This window comes from Streptomyces sp. NPDC088246 (assembly GCF_044741025.1).
Taxonomy (GTDB): domain Bacteria; phylum Actinomycetota; class Actinomycetes; order Streptomycetales; family Streptomycetaceae; genus Streptomyces.
The window spans coordinates 158,898-179,504 of the sequence record NZ_JBIURV010000010.1 but is presented as its reverse complement, the minus strand read 5'-3'; the positions used below and the strand labels follow the sequence as shown (position 1 = coordinate 179,504).

Here is a 20,607-nt window from a genome sequence, read left to right as displayed (position 1 = left end):
CCGGACCCTTGGGTCGTCACGCGCGGGTCTGCGCCATGGCGCCGGACGCATCCGTCGCGGCGCCGGGCTCGCCCCGACCGGCATGCGTGTGGGGGCGGCCGTGGGAAGCCTCGCCTTGCTCTGTGTGTGTATGGGTGTGCGTGAAGTGGTGCTGCTGGGCCATGACAGGCCGGTGGACCGGGGTTCCGTTCGCGGCGTCCAGCGCTCGTTCGAGGAGCGCCCCTACACCGTCACCGCTCCGGACAGAGGTGAGAAGTACCTCCACACCGGGGTTGACCTGCTCGACGTGGGCGCGGAACGCGTCCTCGTCGAAGCCCACAGCCTCGGCGATGTCCGTCTTGGTGACGAGCACCAGGTGCGCCAGCCCGAAGGCGGTGGGGTATTTCAGCGGCTTGTCCTCGCCCTCGGTGACCGAGGCGAGGACGACCCTCAGGGTTTCGCCGAGATCGTACGACGCCGGGCAGACCAGGTTGCCGACGTTCTCCACGAAGAGGAGTCGGGTGTCCTCGGGCAACCACCCGTCGAGGTGTCCGCCCAGCATCCGGGCCTCCAGGTGACAGAGGCCATCGGTGAGCACCTGCTTGACCGGGGCTCCGGAGCGGGCCAGGCGCCTGGCGTCGTTCTCGGTGGCCAGGTCGGCGGTCAGCGCCGCGACGGGGACGCCCGTCTCACGGGCCAGAACCAGTTCGCGTTCGAGCAGTGCCGTCTTCCCGCTGCCCGGGCTGGAGAGCAGATTGACGACCGCGGTCCCGCGGGCGGCAAGTTCGGTGCGCAGGCGGTGCGCTGTCGTGTCGTTCTTCGCGAGTACCGCCTGCTGCAGATCGACCACACGGCACATGGTTCAGCGCTCCTCGGAAATCGGTTCACGGGTAGGTCTCTGCGCAGATCCTTCGTCCCAGTGGACGTCGGCGATCTGCAGTTCGCGGCCCGAGAGCAGCTCAGCGGTGGCCTCGCCGCACACGGGGCAGCACAGCTGCGGAGGCATTCCGACCGGCCATTCGTCCGCACAGGGCGCGCAGCGTGCTGTCGCCCGTACGGAGTCGACCAACAGCTCCGCACCTTCCAGAACGGTCCCGGCGCAGGCCAGTTCGAAACAGAAGGACAGTGCGTCGGGGACCACTCCGGCCAGCTCGCCGACCTGGAGCCGGACGGATGTGACGGCGACGGCGCCGCCGGCCAGGGCTGCTTCTTCCACCTGGCCGACGACGGCCATGGCGATGGACATCTCGTGCATGGGTCTCCGTCCTGCCCGCGTCATTACACCGGGGGGTTTCGGCCGCAGCCGGGCTGGCTCGCCGACGCCGGACGGTACGTACGTCATTCGGTGCAGCCCGGGACGTGACGGATCGGGGTGCCGTCACATGCACCGCATGCGCACGTAGCGCCTGATGTCGGGCAGTACCTGGGCCACGAGTGCGGCAACGGCGGCGGCGAGCGCGCCACCGATGATGATCTTCTTCATGACAGTGTTCGTCTCCTCAGTTGTTGGCCTGGCCTACCGCCGACTGTGCGGTGGGCGCGGTCCGTTCGTCGTCCCGCACAAGGCGCAGGACCATGTTCATGGCCTCCGGTACCGCAGCGGCCACGGGACCGCTGAGGCCGATGCCCTCTTCGACGCAGGCGGGTTCGCACCCGACGACCAGCGTGCGTCTCGGGGGGATGCAGCCCGTCCCGGCACACAGGGTCTCCAGCAGGGCCAGGACCGCGTCGGGGGACATGCGGTGGCCGTCGAGCAGAGCTTCCTGCGGCTCGATACGGCCGGGCCGGTCGGCCTCGATCAGATACAGCGTTCCGGGAGCGCCGCCGCGTTCGGTGGCATCGATCAGGACCAGCGTGTCGTATCCGTCGAGGAGCTGGTATGCGAGGTGGACTCCGCGCACCCCGATGTCCACCGCTTCGACGTGGCCGGGCAGGGGTACTGACGCCAGTCGTCGTACGGTCTCGACACCGAAACCGTCGTCGCCGAGGAAGATGTTGCCGACACCCGCCACCAGAGTCGTCGCTCTCTGCTCCGAGCGCGCTGTCATGCGTCCTCCAGTGGTGCGACCTCGTCGGGCTGGAAGTACAGGAACCGGCCCTGCTCGCGCCGGATGTCCGCACCCGGATCGCCCTCCACGGTGACCGCGAGGTGCACCCCCCCGTCCACGTCGTGGAGTACTGCTTCGACCAGTGCGCTGCGACCTTGCAGAAAGAGGTCCTGGGCGTCGGTGCGGCGCAGGCCCGGCCGCAGGAGTACGCGGCTGCCCGCGCCCACCGACCGGCCGTCCACCAGGATCCGGTCGCGTGCCGGGTCGGCGCCGGCGTCGGCGGCCGGGTCCCACCACGGCTGGTCCGGCCGGATCAGGTCGTACTCGTCGGACCCTTCCGGCATGTGCGGAGATCCGTCGGACGGAACAGCCGCGGGCGCACCCGGCTCGGTGACTTCCCGCAGGGCCCGCACCGCGCCGTGCAGCCGCTCCAGGACCTCGGGGGGCATCGAGTCGGCCAGGTCGATCACGGCGGCCGCCCGGTCGTCCGTCCCCCGGGCCTCGCGCTTCTCCTGGTCCGTCAGGGCGGCCGTGCGCAGCGCGAGGATCTCGTCGATCTCCGTGGAGTCGTACAGCGCTCCGGGGCTCTCCGGGGCGATGGCCGGGTGGTCCTCAAGGATGATCGGGGACGAGAGCATCAGGTCCGCGCGGCCGGGCTCTCCGGCCAGTACGGGCCAGGTGTGCAGATTCCGGCAGCCGGCGACTGCTCCCTTGGCCCACTCGGGAGGGTCCGTCATCGACAGGAACGAGCCTGCGCTCAGGCCCAGGAGAAGATGGGCGGCCACCAGTGACCTGGGCAGAGCGGCGTCGCGGTCTACGTCGCCGGCGTCCGGCGTCCATGCGCTGGTGTTCTCCACGACGGCGGTGAGCCGCATCGCCCGGTACGGGCCGTCGAGTTCGGCAGCGGACAACCGCACCGCTCCGCTGATCTCCTCGCAACGGCGCACCAGGCGGCCCACGATCCGGCCGTCCTCGTCACGGACGGTTTCGGTCTCCTCGCGTGCCGGGCGTGTGAAGGGGACGACGACTCCGTCGCCGGTGAGCTCGGCCACGGTGGCGAGCACTTCGACCCGTTCCTCCGCACCCTCGTCCCACGGAACCAGGACCCGGTCGGTGAGGTGGAGTTCGGGGACGGTCTCGAAGGTGCCGTCGTCGCGGAGCTGCTGCACGGTGCGCCGTCGGGCGTGCAGGAACCGCGCCTCGGCTGCCAGAGTCGCGTCGGTCCTCGGTTCCATCAGGCACTCGGTGTGCTGGAAGTCGTGCTCTTCGGCGGCCGCCGCCCAGGCAGGTGGTACGAGCACCCCGAACTGCCAGCGGAGCCGGTTCTTGGCCGCCGACGCGCGGTACGGGTACAGGACGTAGCCCTCGAAGAGGACGGCGTCGGCCACACCCCGGGCAGTGGCGAAACGGGATTCCAGCGCGGAGGTGAGCGCGGATGTGGTCATTGCGCCGTCCTCTCGGCGAGCCCGGCGAGCCCTGCGTCGGCGCATGCCCGGTCCGTTGGCGGGAGGGCTGTGGTCCCGGCCGTGTCGAGAAGCGCCCGGACGGTCGCCTCCCAGGAGGGCAGTGCGTGCCGGGAGCGGAATGCGATCAGGTCGCTCATGGTGTCGCGGGGAAGCCGGATCCAGCCGCACCCGGGGAAGTGCTGGTCGACCATCTCCTGCCACACCGCCACCGGCATCCGGAAGGGCGCCTCCAGGTCCCAGGGCACCGGCTCGACCCGGAAGCCTCCGGAACCGGTGAAAGCGGTGCCGGAGAAGAGCATGAGGAGCGGCACCTCACCATCCGTCAGCGCGTTCAAGTACCGTGTTGCGGCGATCTCCAGGTCATAGGTGCAGGGCACGACGACGTCCGTCTCGGTCGCCCCGGTGAACGCGGGCACCATGACCGGGACCTGGGCGAACTGCACGGGCTGGAGTGTGCTGCCCCAGCGTGAGCGCTCTCCGAACAGGTCCGTCAGGCCCTCGGCCTCAGTCGTTTCGTAGCCGCGCCGGGCCGGCTCGATGCGGATCTGGCAACGCAGCGCGAGTGCGTGCACCCGTGCCTCTTCGGACGCGGTGATGCGCAGCCGGAAGACGAGGGTGGGGCCGGCGGCGTACGCGTCGGCGCGTACACCGGTGCAGGTGAAGGTGAACTCCGTCACGGTCGTCGCTCCCCCACCGTTGCCTCGGTCCGGCGTTCGACGTGTTCGAAGAAGGCCCGCAGATCGGCACGGGCCTCGGCTCCGCCGTCGAAGCCCTGCCACAGCAGACGCATGCGTCCCACCAGCTCGTAGCAGATGTCGATCGGTACCAGATAGCACTCGGCCCGGCCCTCGGTGCGGCGCAACAGCAGTGCTTCCACGTCGGGTTCGAGCAGCTGGGAGAGACGGCTGCCGCCGAGGACCGTCTGCCAGGTCGACGGATCGAGTTCGCTCTCCGTGGCTCCGGCGGGGCTCGGGTAGAGCGCCACAAGCCGGCCCAGCGCGGCGTTGCGGAAGAAGAAGGCGACGCTGACCGGGATCTGCAGGAGTTCCCACGCGTTGTCGTCGAGTCGGTGGTCGTGGTCGGCCAGATAGCGGTCCGGGACGCTCAGGAACCGGCCGTGTGCGACGCCGGGCCGCTCGAAGAGCAGGGCGCACGGGGTGCAGGCGCACGCCAGGGAACGCTGCTCGGTGTCCACCAAATGCCGGTGGTTCTCCTCGGCCACCGGCACTCCGCACAGTTCGCAACGCTCCTGCCGGGGTTCACGCGGTGCCGCGAACCGCCGCAGCGTGTGTACGCCCGAGGCGGGCGCGGGCCGCCCGGCCCACGTCATGGGCGCGCTCATGACGTTCTGGCCGGGGCCGGCCGGGCGGTTGCCACGCCTGGCGGCGGGCGGGTTCCGATCTGAAGGAGTGCCGGCTCCTGAGTGGCGGAGGCGGGCTCCATCTCGACCGTGGTCACCTCCGGTGCGAAGCAGGCCAGGGCGTTCTCGACGGACTGCTGCGCCGACGACGCGCCGCTGCAGCCGCATCCGCCCGTGGCGGCGGTCCGCAGGCGCAGAGTGCCTGTGCTCTCGTCGAAGGTCACCACCTCGACGGGATCGCGGACGGCCGCGAGGGCCCGCCCGATGCGCGTGCCGGTGTCCTCGGGGTGCAGGTCATGCAGGACCAGCAGGCTCGACACGAGGTCGTCGCCCAGGAGTTCGTCCAGCGAGTCACCGGTTTCGCGGCCCGGTGCGGCCCGGAACCCGTCGAGGATCCGGGCCAGCCCGGCGCCGTAGAAGTCCATCAGGACCCGCACCAGTTCCTCGGCCGCCGCGGAGGCCTTCCGGTCACCGGCCGCCGTCAGTTGCCCGAGCACCTCTTCGATGCGACGTCCGGCCTGCTCCGCGTCGAGCGCCTCCGCTGCCGCGGTATGTGTTGTCGCGCTCATCCGCCCAGTCCGCTCAGCCCGGTGGGCACATGCATCTTCTGCACCGTCTTGCCCCCACCCACGTACATGTGGACGCCGCACGGGAGACAGGGGTCGAAGCTGCGCACGGTGCGCATGATGTCGATGCCCTTGAAGTTCTCGGGCGGGTTCTCCTCGAAGATCGGCGTGTTCTGCACGGCGTCCTCGTAGGGACCGGGAGTTCCGTAGCTGTCCCTGGTGCTGGCGTTCCACGGCGTCGGAGGATACGGGTGATAGTTGGCGATCTTGCCGTCCCTGATCACCATGTGGTGCGACAGCACGCCGCGTACGGCCTCGGTGAATCCGACGCCGATGCTCTCGTCCGGGACGTCGAACTTCTCCCAGGTCTGCGTACGTCCGGCGCGAACCTCCTCAAGCCCCTTCTCGGCACAGTGCAGCGCGATCGCGGCGGCGTAGGCCTGGAAGTAGGTGCGGGCGCGGTTGCGTTCCAGCGCGTTGCTCCACTTCGGGATCTTCCACTCGAAGGTGGTCTCGGGCTTGGTCATCGTGCGCGGCAGGTTGATGACGACGCTGTGGCCGGTGGCCTTGACGTAGCCGACGTCGACGAGCCCGGAGAGCGCGGTGGACCACAGCCGGGCGATGGGGCCGCCGCCGGTGTCGAGGGCCAGATGGTCCTTGCCGTCGAACCAGCGCGGCGACATCACCCAGCTGTACTTGTCGTCGAAGTTCCGCTTCTGCGGCGCCGGGATCGTGTGCTGGTTCCATGGGTGGCGGGGGTCGACCGGGTTGCCGAGCGGGTCATGGGTGACGAACTGCTCCTTGCCCTCCCAGTCGTCGTAGTACGAACTGCCGAGCAGGATCCGGATGCCGAGGTTGATCTCGGTCAGGTCATTGGTGACCAGCTTGCCGTCCACGATCACACCGGGGGTGACGAACATTCTCCGTCCCCAGTCGCTCATGTTGGCGTACGTGAAGTCGCAGTGCTCAGGGTCGTTGAGCGCTCCCCAGCAGCCGAGCAGCACCCGTCGGCGGCCGACCTCTTCGTACCCGGGCAGGGCCTCGTAGAAGAAGTCGAACAGGTCGTCGTGCAGGGGCACGACCCGCTTCATGAACTCCACATAGCGCATGAGGCGGCTGAGGTAGTCCGTGAAGAGCTGGACGGAGGCGATGGTGCCCACGCCGCCCGGGTAGAGCGTGGAGGGGTGCACATGGCGCCCCTCCATCAGGCAGAACATCTCCCGGGTGTAGCGGCTCACCTGGAGGGCCTCGCGGTAGAACTCGCCCTCGATGGGGTTGAGCGACCGCATGATGTCGGCGATCGTACGGTAGCCGTGCTCCCCGGCGTGCGGCGCTTCGGTGCGCTCGGCCAGTTCCAGGACACCGGGATTGGTCTCGCGGACCATCTTTTCGCAGTAGTCGACCCCGACCAGGTTCTCCTGGAAGATGTTGTGGTCGAACATGTACTCCGCGGACTCGCCGAGGTTGATGATCCACTCACCGAGGTGCGGCGGCTTCACTCCGTACGCCATGTTCTGCGTGTACACGGAACACGTGGCGTGGTTGTCGCCACAGATCCCGCAGATGCGGCTGGTGATGAAGTGCGCGTCCCGGGGGTCCTTGCCCCGCATGAAGACGCTGTAGCCGCGGAAGACCGACGAGGTGCTGTAGCACTCCGCGACCCGCTTCTGCTTGAAGTCGATCTTCGTGTGGATACCGAGACTGCCCACGATCCGGGTAATCGGATCCCAGGCCATCTCCACCAGGCCGCTGCCGTCGCCGGCCGCCTTCGTTTTCGGTGCCATCGTGTGTGCCGTAGCCCTTCTGAGAAGCGTGAGGTGGGGTCGTCACCGGAAGGTGTGGGGTGCGATCGGAGTCCTCGGCGTGTTCACCACGGGGGCCGGTAGCCGGTGGTCAGCCGACCCCTCTTGTGCCGCCACTTCGGCTCCGTGTCCACGGTCTTCGCCGTGATCGCGCGAAGCCTGCGGACGACCGCCCCGTACGCGCCGCTGGCGGTGGCGGAGACCTTGGCGCCCGGCGGTTCGTCCATGAACGGCATGAACTTGTCGGGGAAGCCCGGCATGGTGCAGGCGATACAGATGCCGCCGACGTTCGGGCAGCCTCCGATGCCGTTCATCCAGCCGCGTTTGGGTACGTTGCACTTGACGACCGGGCCCCAGCAGCCGAGCTTGACCAGGCACTTGGGCGAATCGTAGGTCTGGGCGAACTCGCCCTGCTCGTAGTAGCCGGCCCGGTCGCAGCCCTCGTGCACGGTGGCACCGAACAGCCAGGCCGGACGGAGCTTGTCGTCCAGCGGGATCATCGGAGCGGATCCCGCCGCCTGGTACAGCAGGTACGTCAGGGTTTCCGAGAAGTTGTCCGGCTGGATCGGGCAGCCCGGCACGCACACGATCGGGATACCGGCCTTCGACTTCCAGTCCCAGCCGAGATAGTCGGGCAGGCCCATGGCCCCGGTCGGGTTACCGGCCATGGCGTGAATGCCGCCGTACGTGGCGCAGGTGCCGATGGCGACGACCGCAAGGGCTTTGGGTGCCAGCCGGTCGATCCATTCGCTGGTGGTCATCGGCTGGCCGGTCTCCGGATTGTCACCGAAACCGCACCAGTACCCCTCCGGCTTGATCGTCTCGTTCGGGATGGAACCCTCGACGACCAGGACGAAGGGATCGATCTCGCCGCGCTCGCCCTTGAAGAACCATTCGATGAACGTGTCCGCACCGCCCACGGGGCCGCATTCGAAGTCGATCAGCGGCCAGTGGACCTCGATCTTGGGCAGACCGGGCAGCGCTCCGACGACGATCTCTTCGATGCTCGGCTGCATCGCGGCGGTGAGGGCCACCGAGTCGCCGTCACAGCTCAGCCCCGCGTTGATCCAGAGGATGTGGATCGGGGACTCTTCTCCGGTGGCCGCAGCAGGTGCGTCCACGGTGTTCGACGTTGCTGCATCCATGAGGATGCCTCCCTGGAAAGAGACATACGAAGGCCGACATATCGACCTTCACTGTTCTTGGTACCAAGTGCCCGGTGCGAGTACGCCATGGTGTGCCGCCAGTCCGGTGACGTCGGGCTCCCGGGCGGGCCGGTCCCCCGCAGATCTGCCGGTCGAGGCCGGGGCGAGGTGCGACGGCCGGCCCGACGGGGGATCCTTGAGCACGAACGCACGCCGTAGTGCGTGGTAGGGCGACCGGGGGTCGAAGAAGGTCCGCCGCATCACGGCCAGTTCCTCCTCCCGGTAGTGGGCCAGGGGTCTGTTGGCCTCGTCCCGGTCCCGTTCGGCCTTCTTCGCCGCGATCCGCGACGGTGCCGCGGGCGACGCGGCAAGACGGGCCGCCAGCCGGACGACCTCGCCCGCGAACGACTGCGCATCGCAGTCGACCGTCCGGTCGGCCAGGCCGAGCCGCACAGCGGCCTCGGCGCTCACCGGTAGCGCCTTGCCGGTGAGGCGCTCCGACGCGGCGGTCCCCACCCTGCGCGGCAGCGTGTACGTCCAGTACTCGGAGCCGTACAGTCCCATCAGGCGGTAGTGCGGGTTCAGCACCGCCCCCGTCCTGCACCAGACCTCGTCCGCAGCCAGGGCGAGCATCACCCCGCCTGCGGCCGCGTTACCGCCCACGGCGGAGACCACCAGCCGGTCGGTGGTGGTCAGCACGGACTCCACGAGGTCGTCCATGGCGTTGATGTTGGCCCAGGACTCCTCGCCGGGGTCGGCGGCGGCCTCGATGACATTGAGGTGGATACCGTTGGAGAAGAAGTCCCGGCCGCCTCCCAGCACCAGCACCGAGGTGGGCCGTCGACAGGCCAGCCGGTAGGCGTCGTGCAGGCGTCGGCACTGCGCCGTGCTCATCGCACCGCCGGGGAAGGAGAACGAGAGGAAACCGGCCTGCCCCACCTCCCGGTAGCCGATGTCGCTCCAGCTGTGTCGGCGCCCTTCCTCGTGCAGCGGGACAGGGTGCTCCGGCAGTGCGGGCAGACGCCCGGCGAGCGCCGTCACAGCGGGCAGTTTGAACGTGGCGGGCCCTCCCGGCCTGCGGCGGGGCCGAAGCTCGGGGATCCAGACCGCGCCGTCGGTCGTCGCCCGGCAGACCGCCCCTGCCCGTACGGCCACCAGCTCGCCCGGTCCGCCGCGCAGTTCGTGCTCCGGGTACCCCCCGTGCAGAAACCATTCGCCCCCTAGCAGTTCGTCGCGCACGCCGGGGTACGAGTCGGCAGCCCGCAGCTTGCGCAGGACCGCTTGTGTGGAGTCCGACTCCCAGTCGATGCGACGGTGCTCCTGGCGCAGGTACGGCCGCGTCCGGATGCGCGACTCCTCATCCCCGCCGGTCTGCGGTCGAGGAACGTACATACCGGACGAGAAGCGCTCGACGGCCAGGTGCACGGCCTGCAACGCGGCGTCGGAGACTTCGTTGCGGTACAGGTCGCTCTTGCCCACCGGGTGCACCGGGAAGGTGGCCGATGCCCAGATGTCCCCGGCATCCATCTCCTCGTCGGCCTGCAGAACCGTCACGCCCCATGTGTCCGCACCCTCGTGGATGGCCCAGTCGAGGGAGGAGGGCCCGCGGTCGCCCGGGGGGCCGGGGTGGACGACGAGGCAGGTGTGCGCCGCCCAGACATCCCGAGGGATGGCGGTCTTCAGCAACGGGGCCAGAATGAGGTCGGGCGCGAACTCCCGCACAGCCCGCCGCAGCGACTCGTCGCGTACGGACGGCTCCGGAGCTGCGAGTTCCACCGCCACGGTGTGGCCCCGGTCCCTCAGTTCGGCATGAACACGCTGAGTAAGGCTGTTGAACGCGCTCGCCACGAGCAGGATGTGCACAACGATCTCCCAACGCCGGGCCGATCCGGCTGGTTGCGATGGTGGGGTACTGCGGACGGGGCTCCAGCGGCAACCGGCCGCGAAGTCACCCGAAAGCGAACACATCGGCGACCACTCAGTGGAACCCGTGCAGCGAGCCCCGCGCCCAGCGGATCGGAATGAACCGAGCAGCGACATGACGCAGAGCCGGGCGTTCGATACGAGCCCGACTACGCACCCCACTGGTGCCGGTCGGGGCCGGTCGACGTGATCCGCCCCGACGGCCTGTTATCTTTACGTGACTTCGCGCCGCAACTCTCGGTCACGCTTTGGCCTTTGCTGTGGTGGAGTCGGCGTGGGGGAAGCGCGCGGCCGCCGTCTGGGCGTTTCGGTCCGATCAGCAGCCGTACGGCCTGAACTGAACCTGGGGATGCACATGCCATACACCGGCCGAGACGAATGACTCCGCCGCCCGCCTGACGCGGGCAGACGTCCGCAGGGCCCCGGGAACCGACCGAAACGGAGTGCGGCGGCGGACGAGCAATGACCACTACACGTGTACGGGCACGGTCGTAGTCTGCGGCCGGCCCGGCCTGTCATGGCTGGACGGAATGACACAGCACAACTTATTCAGCAGAACGGCGCACGCCGCTCGGGCCGCACTGCACCCCGGGACGGGACGCCGGAAACAGGCGAAGCGACCGCGCCTGCACCTGCCGCGCAAACCGGACTATCCACGCACGGGCCGGCACGGCTGGCGAAGATGGGTGCCCTCGTGGCGGCTGGTCGCGGGTTCGTTCCTGATGTTCATCGCAACTCTCACGACCGTGGTGGGCATCGCCTACGCGCGCACGGACATCCCCAAGGACCTCAACGCGTTCGCCACCCAGCAGGACACCGTCTACTACTGGGCCGACGGGACCCCCATGGCCCGCACGGGCTGGGTGAGCCGCCAGGAGATGCCTCTGTCGAAGATTCCCGACGATGTCCGGTGGGCCGTACTGGCGGCCGAGAACGCCGACTTCTACTCGGACCACGGCATATCGACGCAGGGAATCACCCGCGCGCTGTGGCGCACGGTCGGCGAGGGAGACACCCAGGGCGGCTCGACCATCACCCAGCAGTACGTCAAGAACGTCTACCTCTCGCAGGACCAGTCCTTCTCCCGCAAGTTCACCGAGATGCTGCTCGCGGTCAAACTCGACCGTCGTGTGAGCAAGGACAAGATCCTTGAGGACTATCTCAACACCAGCTGGTTCGGCCGGGGCACCTACGGTCTCCAGCGCGCGGCCCAGGCCTACTACGGCAAGGAGGTCACCCAACTCAACGCCAGCGAGGGCGCGTTCCTCGCCTCGCTGCTCAAGGGGGCCTCGCTCTACGATCCCGCCATCAACCCCCGCAACCACGACCGTGCCGTCAAACGTTGGAAGTGGACGCTGGACCGCATGGTGGAGATCGGCAAGCTGAGCCCGGCCGAGCGTGCCCGGTACACCACCTTTCCCGAGCCCAAGCCCCCTCACAGGCCGAACAGCACCGCGGGGCAGGACGGTTACCTCGTCCAGCTCGCCGAGTCGTACGCCAAGCGTGCCGGACACATCTCCGACGCACGCTTCGACCTCGGCGGCTACCAGATCTACACGACGTTCGAGAAGCCGCGGATGACCGCCCTCACCCGGGCCGTGAAGGAAGCGCGCGACACGCTCGATCCCAAGCAGCGCAAGGCCGACCGCCATGTCCGGTTCGGGGCCTCGTCCGTCGCCCCGGACGGCCGGATCCTCGCCGTGTACGGCGGACCGGACTTCGAGCGGCAGGCCTTCAACGAATCCAACGCGAGCACCGTCCCGGCCGGTTCGGCGTTCACCCCGTTCGTCTACGCCGCCGGCCTGGAGCACGGCATCGCACGCAAGCGCAACGGCCCCCGGACCAGCGTGACGCCCTCGACCGCGTACGACGGTGACGACGACATTCCGGTCATGACACCCGAAGGTCCCTACTGGGACCGCAGCGGCAAGATGGTCAAGGGCCAGAACGACGGCGACCGCTCCTACGGCCGCATCAGTCTGCACGACGCCATGGCGAAGGCCGTGAACTCCCCGTTCCTCCAACTCGGTATGGATGCGGGACTGAAACAGGTGCGCCGTACGGCCGAGGCATCCGGGCTGCTCCCGTCCAGTTTCGGTCCGCCCGTTCCCGCGTTCTCGATGGGCAACTCCACACCGAGCGCCATCCGCATGGCCGACGCGTACGGCATGTTCGCGGCCCACGGCGTGCACACAGATCCGTACTCGGTACGAAAGGTCACGCGCAACGGCGAGCCGATCCGGCTTGATCTGCCGCAGGCGAAGCGTGCCGTAAGGCCCGCCGTCGCCGACGAGGTCACCGCATCGCTCGCACGGCCCGGCGGGGCGAGCGGCGTCGCCCTTGCCTCGCCGGTCGCCGCCAAGGCCGGAATCACCGAGGACGACACCGCGCGCTGGTACGTCGGTTACAACCGGGCAGCGGCCACGGCAGTCGTGGTGTACCGCATGGACCTGACGAAGAGTCTGGCGCCACTGCCACTGAAGGGGCTCGGCGGCGATTCGGCGGCCGGCAAGAAGCTCTCGTCCCAGATCTGGAACACATACACGGAAGCCATGACGAAGTGACAGATACCAGAGAAAAGTCTGCCGTTCGCCGAATACGGGCCCGCTTGACGCCCCGTATCGTCCTGGGGCTCGCGGCATGTGTGGTCGCGTCGGGTTCCGCCGCGCTCATCCCGCTGGCGTCCGACGGATCCTCGGACAGCCGGACCCCTGAGCAGGGCACGAGCACCGTGGCCGCGCCGACGCCCACCGCCCGGGAGCATCGCACGGGTGACGGAAAGAAGACGGAAGAGGAGAAGTGGGACGGGAAGGTCAGGATTCTGGGAGACGGTTCCACGTCCTACACCGGGCCGCAGCCCGGCCAGTTGAAGGCCGAACGACTCAAGCCGGGTGAGAAGCCGCCCCAGTTCGTGGTGTTTTCGTGGGACGGTGCGCTCGAAAGCGACGATCGCATGTTCTCGCGCTTCCGCCGTGCGGCGAAGGAGAGCAATGCGCACATGACGTTCTTCCTCACCGGTATCTACCTGCTCCCGAAGGAGAAGAGAAACCTCTACGAGCCGCCCCAGCATAAGCCCGGAGCGGCCGCGATCTCCTACCCGACGCGCGAGCACATCCGCACGACGCTGGAGCAACTCGGCGACGCCTGGCGGGAGGGAAACGAGATCGGGTCCCACTTCAACGGCCACTTCTGCGAGAAGAAGGGCGGTGGGGACTGGAGTACGGACGAATGGATCAGCGAGATCAACCAGTTCTACTCCTTCGTACAGAACTGGAAGACGAACACAGGCTTCAAGGACCTCGATCCGCTGCCCTTCGACCCCACGCGCGAGGTCGTCGGCGGGCGGGCCCCCTGCCTCGAAGGCCAGAAGACCCTTCTGCCGGCGACCAAACCCTTCGGCTGGCGGTACGACGCGAGTTCCCCGGGAGACTTCCAGATCTGGCCGTCCAAGAAGAACGGCATCTGGGATCTCCCGCTGCAGATGCTGCCGTTCCCCGGCAAGGACTTCCAGGTGCTGTCCATGGACTTCAACTTCCTCTACAACCAGTCGGAAGGCAGCACCGAGGGCGACCCCGCGCAGTACCGGACGTGGCGCAAGGAGGCGCGGGATTCCTACATCGCCGGATTCGATCGGGTGTTCAACGGCAGCCGGGCACCGCTGTTCATCGGCAATCACTTCGAGGACTGGAACGGCGGGATCTACATGGATGCCGTCGAGGAAACCATGCGGGAGGTCTGCCCGCGCAAGGAGGTGCGTTGTGTGTCCTTCCGCGAACTGACCGACTGGCTCGAGGCGCAGGACCCCAAGGTCCTCGCCCAGTGGCGGACACTCGATCCCGCCCAGCCGCCGAACTGGAAGGCACTAGGCGGATGAACGCGGAATGCGGAGCTCCGGCTGAACAACTCGTACGACTTGACGAATCGTTCAGGCCGGGGCTCCGCGGTCCGGCGCGCCCAGGCGTCGTCGACGCCCCCGGTCAGCCCGCCTTCTTGACGAACTCCGTGGTGTACGTCTTGGCGAGGTCCACCTTCGCGTTCTGCAGGTTCGGGTTGAAGGCCTTCAGGACCCGCTCGACGGTGGCGGGGCCGTCCGCGGGCATGACGCCGTCCGTGGTGAACATGGGCAGGGTGCTCTTGATGGCCTGTGCGTAGAGCGCCTTTCCACCGCCCTGGGCGTAGTCGGCGGGCATCTTCGCGGCGATCTCGTCGGCGCTGTGCGTGGACATCCACTTCAGCGTCTTGACGAAGGCGTTGGCCAGCTTCTGGACCGTGTCCTTGTGGCTGTTGACCCACTCGGTCTGCATGTAGAGGCTGGAGGACGGGTAGGGGCCGCCGAGCGCCTGCTGGGAGCCCTCGGGGGTCCGCATGTCGATGAGGACCTTGCCGAGCTTCTTGTCCAGGATGGTGGCGACGGTCGGGTCGGTGGTCATGCCGCCCTGGATGGATCCCTGCTGAAGCGCGGAGATGAACGTCTGCCCCGCTCCGACGGCCACGGGCGTGAATTCGCTGGTCTGCACGTCGTTGCTCACGGCAAGGTACTTCGTCAGGAAGTCGGTCGAGGAGCCGAGACCCGTCACTCCGAGCTTCTTGCTCTTGAAGTCCTTCGCCGACTTGATGTCACCCGCCGCCTGGTTCGAGACGATCTCGACCTCGCCGGGAGCATGGGAGAACTGGACGACCGACTCGACCTGCTTGCCCTTCACCTGAAGGTCGAGGGTGTGGTCGTAGAAGCCCACCGTGCCCTGGACGTCGCCGGAGACCAGTGCCGTCTCGGCCTGAACGCCCGCGGGCTCGGTCAGGAGCTGGACCGAGACTCCCTCCTCCTTGAAGTAGCCGAGCCGCTCGGTGAGCATCGCGGGCAGGTAGATGACCTTGTCCAGGCCCCCGACCATGATCTTGACCTTGTCGTTCTTGCCACCGGAGGCCGAGGTGGAGTCGCCGCCACAGGCGGTCAGGGTGGTCAGGGCGAGCGCCCCTGCGACAGCGACGGCCGAGATCCGGGTGGATGTGCGCATCTGATTCACGTCCTTGTGAAGAAAAAGTCGGGTGTACGGGTGTGCGGCGGGCGTCAGCGGGCGGTGTCGGCGTCGGCCGGCTTCCAGCGGAAGAGCCGTTTTTCGAGGAAGGTCAGCAGGCCTTCGGCCAGCAGCGCGACGATCGCCAGGATGACCATCGCGGCGTAGACACCGGCGGCGTTGAACGTGCCCTGGGAGGCGGCGACCAGCAGTCCGAGCCCCTTGGTGGCACCGATGTACTCACCGACGATGGCGCCGATGAGCGCGAAGCCGAAGCTCACGTGCAGGCTGGTGAAGATCCACGACGTGGCCGAGGGGATGACCACCTGAAGGGTGACCTGCCGGTTGCTGGCGCCCAGGATGCGGGAGTTGGCGACGAGGTTGCGGTCGACCTCCCTGGCTCCCTGGAAGGCGTTGAAGAAGACGGGGAAGAACACGAGGACGACCGCGGAGGCGACCTTCGAGGCCGGTCCGAGACCGAACCAGATGAGGAAGATCGGCGCGAGCACGATACGCGGCAGGGCGTTGAGCACCTTGATGTACGGGCCGAGGACATCGGCGGCGAAGCGGACGCGGCCCAGCGCGATTCCGAGCAGCACACCGGCGATCACACCGATCACCCAGCCGAGCAGCGCTTCGTAGAGCGTGTACCAGATCTGCTCCCACAGGGAGCCCTGGGCGGTGCCGTCGACGACCCAGGTGCGGATCTGGTCCCAGATCTTCGACGGCATGGAGAAGTTGAACGGGTCGATGACCGCGGTCCGGGCCAGCCACTCCCACAGTCCGATGACCACGAGGAGCACCGCGACCCGGCTGCCGAGCACCAGGTACTTGCGGTTCCGGGCGGCCCGCGCCCGGGCCTGGGTGCGTTCGGTCTTGGTGACGGCGGCGTTCATGGTGATGGTCTCAGGCGACATCGAGAGCACCCCTCTCGCGGGTGATGCGGACCTCTTCGCCGAGCGAGGACCAGATCTCCCGGTAGATCTCGACGAACCGGGGCTCCAGACGCACCTGCTCGACCTTGCGGGGGCGGGGAAGGTCGATCTCGAAGACCTCCTTGACCGTGGCCGGTCCCGCGGTCATGACCACGACCTTGTCGGCCAGCGCGATGGACTCCTCCAGGTCATGGGTGACGAAGACGACGGAGGAACCGGTGCCGGCCCAGAGTTCCAGCAGTTCGTCCGACATGAGGGCCCTGGTCTGCACATCGAGCGCGGAGAAGGGTTCGTCCATCAGCAGGATCTCGGGGTCGTTGACGAAGGTGGCCGCGAGGGCGACCCGCTTGCGCTGACCGCCGGACAGCTGGTGGGGATAACGGTCCTCGAAAGAGGAAAGACCGACCCGGGCGAGCCATTCCCTGGCCCGCTCCTTCGCCTCGGGCTTCGGCACGCCGCGGAAGCGGGGCCCAGCCATCACGTTGGAAAGGACGGTCCGCCAGGGGAAGACCGCGTCCTGCTGGAAGACGAAGCCGACCTTGTCGCCGATGCCGCGCACCGGCTCGCCGCCGACCAGCACCTCCCCCTCGGTGGGCTCTTCCAGACCGCTGACCAGGGTCAGCGTGGTCGACTTGCCGCATCCGGTGGGGCCGACCACGGCGACGAATTCGCCGCGCCCGATCGTGAGGTCCAGATCCCGTACGGCGGTGTGGAGCGTCCCCGACGGAGTCCGGAACGCTTTGCTCGCCCCCCGCAGCTCGATGGCGGGGCTCGTATCGCTGTTCATGGAGCGGGACGCTAAGTGCGGCGCGCGGACCTGGGCACCCTTGCGCTCACAACTCCTGCTTCTGCTCATAACCCGCGGTTCTGCTCGTTCTGCTCGCGCTGCGACAACGAATGCGACAACGAATGCGACACGAGGACTGGTCATCGGCGTCGGTGACGTTTACGTTGCGTTCACACAAGGACGAAACGGAGCATCAGGTTCCTGGCCGGCGGAAGGCAGAGAGCGAGCACATGCGGATTCACTGGCCCCGTCGTGTCTTCGCCCAGGTGCTCCTCACCCAGGTGGCCATCACCACCGGCGTGATCATGCTCGTGACAGGCCTCTTCCTCGCCCCCCTCAGCCACCAGCTCGACGACCAGGCGATGCACCAAGCGCTGTCCATCGCCCAGACCGCCGCCGCCGAAACCGGTCTGGTGCACAACCTGACCAGTACCGACCCCAGCCCCACCGGACCGGTGCAGGCCGAGGCGGAACGGATCCGGCGGGCCACCGGAGCGCTCTACATCGTGGTCATGGACACCCGTGGGGTGCGCTGGTCGCACACCGACACCGCGCAGATCAGCAGACACGTCTCGACCGATCCCAGCACGGCCCTGGGCGGCCAGGAGGTCATGCAGATCGACAACGGAACCCTGGGCCGTTCGGCACGCGCCAAGGTTCCTCTGCGCGACAGGGACGGGACCATCGTGGGTGCCGTCTCGGTGGGCATCGCCTACGACAGCGTCCATGAGCGGCTGCTCGGCGCCATTCCCGGTCTGCTGCTCTACTCCGGAGCGGCGCTCGCCGCGGGCGTGCTGGCCGCCCTGGCCGTCTCGCGGCGGCTGCAGCGCAGCACCCATGGACTTGCCTTCGGCGACATCTCCGCGTTGCTGGACGAGCGCGAGGCCATGCTGCACAGCATTCGCGAGGCCGTTCTCGCCCTCGACGCCCAGGGCCGGATCCGGTTGCTCAACGACGAGGCGCAGCGTCTGCTGGAGCTGGACCAGGACGCCGTCGGACGGGCGCTGGGCGACGTATTGCCCCCGGGCCGTACGACGGAGGTGCTGGCGGGACGGGTCGACGGCGACAACCTGATCACCGTCTGCAATGGACGCGTGCTGATCGCCAACCGTATGCCCACCGGTGACGGCGGAGCCGTCGTCACCCTGCGCGACCGTACCGAGCTGGAGCTGCTCGGCCGTGAACTGGACTCCACGCACGGCCTGCTGGATGCGATGCGCGCCCAGGACCACGAGCACGCCAACCGGCTGCACACCCTGCTGGGGCTGCTGGAACTCGGTAGGCACGATGCCGCGGTGGAGTTCGTCGCGGAGGTGGCCAATGGTCACCGGGCGTCGGCGGAGCAGGTCGCGGAACGCGTCAACGATCCTCTGCTGTCGGCGCTGTTGGTGGGCAAGTCGGCCATCGCGGCGGAGCGGGGCGCCTCCTTGCGCATCTCACCGGCCACCCGGCTCCCGGACGTGGTGGTGGACCCGCGCGATCTGGTGACCGTCCTCGGCAACCTCATCGACAACGCACTGGACGTCGCGTCGCTCATCGAGGTCGAGCTTCTCGCCGAGGGCACCACCGCGGTCCTGCGGGTCAGTGACAACGGTCCCGGGGTACCTCCCGGCATGCGCGAGCAGATCTTCACCGAGGGCTGGTCCACCAAGGAGTCACCCGCGCATCGCGGACGCGGTCTGGGGCTGGCGCTGGTGCGCCGACTGGCCGAGCGCTACGGTGGCGCGGCCCGTGTCACGGCCCGGGCCGGCGGTGGTGCGGTCTTCACCGTCGTCCTGCCAGAGGCACTCAGCGTCCGGCCGCTGTCCGAAGTGGGAGAGTTGCGATGATCGATGTCCTGGTGGTGGACGACGACTTCCGTGTTGCCGAGATCAATGCCGCATATGTCGCCAAGGTCCCCGGCTTCCGTGTCATCTCACGCGCACACACCGCCACGCAGGCGCTCGCCTTCCTGGAGCGTGACCATGTCGACCTCGTGCTTCTCGATCACTATCTGCCGGACGAGACGGGGCTGACACTTGTACGGCGGCTGCGCCAGCTGGGCCACCCGGCCGATGTGATCATGGTGACCGCGGCCCGTGATGTGTCGACCGTCCAGACCGCCATGCGGTACGGCGCCCTGCAGTACCTGGTCAAACCGTTCAGCTTCGCCGGTCTGCGGTCCAAGCTGGAGAGTTACGCGGCCCTGCGCCGCACCCTCGAAGGCATGGGAAACGACCGGGGCGAGGCGGGACAGGAACAGGTCGACCAGATCTTCGGCGCCCTTCGCACCGCGGATTCCGGTCCCGCGGCAGCCCTGCCCAAGGGCCACTCCGCACCCACGGCCGACGTCATCCGCCATGTCCTGTCGGCCGCCGAGGAGCCACTGTCCGCCCATGAGGTCGCCGCCCGAGCCGGGCTGAGCCGCTCCACCGCCCAGCGATACCTCAAGTACCTGGAGGGCGCGGGCCGTATCAGCCTCAGCCTCAAGTACGGCGACACCGGCCGGCCCGAACACCGTTACGCGTGGGCGAAGGCGAGCTGAGCAGCGTACGGGCGCAGCCGATCCCAGCAGTTCGGCTGCTCTCCCTGCGCGATCTCCACGCTTCGGTGCGGGTCGTGCACGTCGGCCCCCACCCCGACGAGCGAGGCGGTCATCGTGCAGAGGAGCGGGCCGCACCGCTGCGCACGAAGCTGTTGCCATGGCTGTGGGGGGCCGGACGGCCCGATCACGTCGCGCTGACCTTCGACCACGGGCCGGACCCGCTGCCCAGACGCCCACGGCATCCGTGCCTCGTTCTTCGTCCTGGGCTCGATGAGCCGACGCTCCCAGCGACGTGACCTCCGCGCCCGGCGCCTGGCGCTCCGCACTCGGCGCACTCCCCGTGATCACCGATACCTGCGGCGAACGGGGCTGCGGATCGGACCGCTGCGTCGGCACACCCCTTGCTGAACGGAGCCGGACTGGTAGCGTTCGTCCATATCGTCCCAGCCGACCGGTGCGCCATCCGATGCGACAAGGGCTGATGCATGATGCGAGATGAGACGAAGAATCCGCCCGCTGGCCAACTGCGTGCTGATGAGCCGCCGTTCGGGGCATCCGGGACGAGTCCGCAGGACGCGCCGCTTGTGGATTTCACCCCTGCAGCCGCCGATCTGGTGCGTCGACTGCGGGAGACGCACGGTCCGTTGATGTTCCACCAGTCGGGCGGCTGCTGCGACGGAAGTGCGCCCATGTGTTACCAGTACGGGGAATTCCGTACCGGCGGCGCCGACGTGCTGCTGGCCTCGCTCGATGTCGACGGAGTGGCGGAGAGTGTCCCGTTCTGGATGTCGAAGAGTCAGTTCGAGCTGTGGGCACACACCCGCCTGATCGTCGATGTGGTGGAGGGTCGGGGCAGTGGTTTCTCTCTGGAGGCTCCGGAGGGGGTGCGGTTCCTGATCCGGTCCCGGCTCGTCGGACCTTGAGGCGGCACCGCATACCGCGGGTTTGCCGTAGCGGCAAGAATTCTTGTGGGCGAGCCGGCAGTGGCCGAATGATCTGGGCACAGGTGGCACCGATGGGCGAGTCGCTCCCAACCGGGTGACCCCCGCGTCGACGG

At 68.3% G+C, this 20,607-nt stretch carries 20 protein-coding genes; 5 read left to right on the top strand and 15 right to left on the bottom strand.

Translation table 11 applies throughout. The features are described from left to right. Window positions 1-16: 16 nt before the first annotated feature. From hypB to ACIPEK_RS16575, 11 genes are all read right to left on the bottom strand, one after another. Window positions 17-838, bottom strand: a complete 822-nt coding sequence (hypB, locus tag ACIPEK_RS16625) for a hydrogenase nickel incorporation protein HypB (RefSeq protein ID WP_401996262.1) — start codon at window positions 836-838, stop codon at window positions 17-19. Window positions 839-841: 3 nt separating this feature from the next. After that, entirely contained in the window at window positions 842-1,234 is a 393-nt protein-coding gene (gene hypA / locus ACIPEK_RS16620; protein ID WP_401996259.1) for a hydrogenase maturation nickel metallochaperone HypA, read from the bottom strand. 123 nt (window positions 1,235-1,357) lie between these two features. Then, complete coding sequence (locus ACIPEK_RS16615; protein WP_383074175.1) at window positions 1,358-1,462, bottom strand: DUF6893 family small protein; 105 nt, start codon at window positions 1,460-1,462, stop codon at window positions 1,358-1,360. A 16-nt stretch (window positions 1,463-1,478) separates the two neighbouring features. Continuing rightward, window positions 1,479-2,027 (bottom strand): hydrogenase maturation protease, encoded by a 549-nt coding sequence (locus ACIPEK_RS16610; protein WP_401996256.1) that lies wholly within the window; start codon window positions 2,025-2,027, stop codon window positions 1,479-1,481. Beyond that, window positions 2,024-3,472, bottom strand: a complete 1,449-nt coding sequence (locus ACIPEK_RS16605; protein WP_401996253.1) for a hypothetical protein — start codon at window positions 3,470-3,472, stop codon at window positions 2,024-2,026. Before ACIPEK_RS16605 ends, ACIPEK_RS16610 begins: the two co-directional genes overlap by 4 nt. Further along, window positions 3,469-4,170: a DUF6084 family protein gene (locus ACIPEK_RS16600; RefSeq protein ID WP_401996250.1), complete on the bottom strand. Its 702-nt coding sequence runs from the start codon at window positions 4,168-4,170 to the stop codon at window positions 3,469-3,471. Before ACIPEK_RS16600 ends, ACIPEK_RS16605 begins: the two co-directional genes overlap by 4 nt. Then, window positions 4,167-4,835, bottom strand: a complete 669-nt coding sequence (locus tag ACIPEK_RS16595) for a DUF5947 family protein (RefSeq protein WP_401996247.1) — start codon at window positions 4,833-4,835, stop codon at window positions 4,167-4,169. The genes ACIPEK_RS16600 and ACIPEK_RS16595 overlap by 4 nt, the downstream gene beginning before the upstream one ends. Then, window positions 4,832-5,422, bottom strand: coding sequence for a hypothetical protein (locus ACIPEK_RS16590; RefSeq protein WP_401996244.1), 591 nt, complete (start codon window positions 5,420-5,422; stop codon window positions 4,832-4,834). Before ACIPEK_RS16590 ends, ACIPEK_RS16595 begins: the two co-directional genes overlap by 4 nt. Further along, a complete protein-coding gene (locus ACIPEK_RS16585) occupies window positions 5,419-7,203 on the bottom strand; it encodes a nickel-dependent hydrogenase large subunit (protein WP_327271226.1) in 1,785 nt (594 codons plus the stop codon). The genes ACIPEK_RS16590 and ACIPEK_RS16585 overlap by 4 nt, the downstream gene beginning before the upstream one ends. Before the next feature lie 83 nt (window positions 7,204-7,286). Then, the gene (locus ACIPEK_RS16580; RefSeq protein WP_266355171.1) at window positions 7,287-8,366 is read right to left on the bottom strand and encodes a hydrogenase expression protein HypE; all 1,080 of its coding nucleotides are present in this window, start codon (window positions 8,364-8,366) and stop codon (window positions 7,287-7,289) included. 48 nt (window positions 8,367-8,414) lie between these two features. Then, window positions 8,415-10,229 (bottom strand): hydrogenase maturation protein, encoded by a 1,815-nt coding sequence (locus tag ACIPEK_RS16575; RefSeq protein ID WP_401996239.1) that lies wholly within the window; start codon window positions 10,227-10,229, stop codon window positions 8,415-8,417. A 590-nt stretch (window positions 10,230-10,819) separates the two neighbouring features. Between ACIPEK_RS16575 and ACIPEK_RS16570 the strand changes: the two genes are divergently transcribed. Continuing rightward, entirely contained in the window at window positions 10,820-12,853 is a 2,034-nt protein-coding gene (locus tag ACIPEK_RS16570; protein ID WP_401996236.1) for a transglycosylase domain-containing protein, read from the top strand. 44 nt (window positions 12,854-12,897) lie between these two features. After that, entirely contained in the window at window positions 12,898-14,163 is a 1,266-nt protein-coding gene (locus tag ACIPEK_RS16565) for a hypothetical protein (protein ID WP_401996233.1), read from the top strand. A 103-nt stretch (window positions 14,164-14,266) separates the two neighbouring features. On the opposite strand, the gene ACIPEK_RS16560 is transcribed toward ACIPEK_RS16565, so the two are convergent. From ACIPEK_RS16560 to ACIPEK_RS16550, 3 genes are read right to left on the bottom strand one after another with little or no spacing between them, the layout of a single operon-like run. Continuing rightward, on the bottom strand, window positions 14,267-15,304 hold the full coding sequence (locus tag ACIPEK_RS16560; protein WP_401996230.1) for an ABC transporter substrate-binding protein: 1,038 nt from the start codon (window positions 15,302-15,304) through the stop codon (window positions 14,267-14,269). A 53-nt stretch (window positions 15,305-15,357) separates the two neighbouring features. After that, window positions 15,358-16,221 carry an ABC transporter permease gene (locus tag ACIPEK_RS16555; RefSeq protein ID WP_401996227.1) on the bottom strand — a complete coding sequence of 288 codons (864 nt, stop codon included), beginning with the start codon at window positions 16,219-16,221 and terminating at the stop codon, window positions 15,358-15,360. Next, complete coding sequence (locus ACIPEK_RS16550) at window positions 16,211-17,026, bottom strand: ABC transporter ATP-binding protein (protein ID WP_401996224.1); 816 nt, start codon at window positions 17,024-17,026, stop codon at window positions 16,211-16,213. Before ACIPEK_RS16550 ends, ACIPEK_RS16555 begins: the two co-directional genes overlap by 11 nt. Window positions 17,027-17,256: 230 nt before the next feature. Between ACIPEK_RS16550 and ACIPEK_RS16545 the strand changes: the two genes are divergently transcribed. Together ACIPEK_RS16545 and ACIPEK_RS16540 are read left to right on the top strand one after the other, a co-directional pair. Continuing rightward, window positions 17,257-18,855, top strand: coding sequence for an ATP-binding protein (locus tag ACIPEK_RS16545; protein WP_401996221.1), 1,599 nt, complete (start codon window positions 17,257-17,259; stop codon window positions 18,853-18,855). Continuing rightward, complete coding sequence (locus ACIPEK_RS16540; protein ID WP_401996218.1) at window positions 18,852-19,550, top strand: response regulator; 699 nt, start codon at window positions 18,852-18,854, stop codon at window positions 19,548-19,550. The genes ACIPEK_RS16545 and ACIPEK_RS16540 overlap by 4 nt, the downstream gene beginning before the upstream one ends. On the opposite strand, the gene ACIPEK_RS16535 is transcribed toward ACIPEK_RS16540, so the two are convergent. Beyond that, window positions 19,526-19,663 carry a hypothetical protein gene (locus ACIPEK_RS16535; protein WP_401996215.1) on the bottom strand — a complete coding sequence of 46 codons (138 nt, stop codon included), beginning with the start codon at window positions 19,661-19,663 and terminating at the stop codon, window positions 19,526-19,528. The genes ACIPEK_RS16540 and ACIPEK_RS16535 overlap by 25 nt on opposite strands. A gap of 471 nt (window positions 19,664-20,134) precedes the next feature. Here ACIPEK_RS16535 and ACIPEK_RS16530 point away from each other — a divergent pair, with 471 nt between their 5' ends. Next, window positions 20,135-20,473 (top strand): DUF779 domain-containing protein, encoded by a 339-nt coding sequence (locus ACIPEK_RS16530; RefSeq protein WP_401996213.1) that lies wholly within the window; start codon window positions 20,135-20,137, stop codon window positions 20,471-20,473. The last annotated feature ends 134 nt before the right edge of the window (window positions 20,474-20,607 follow it).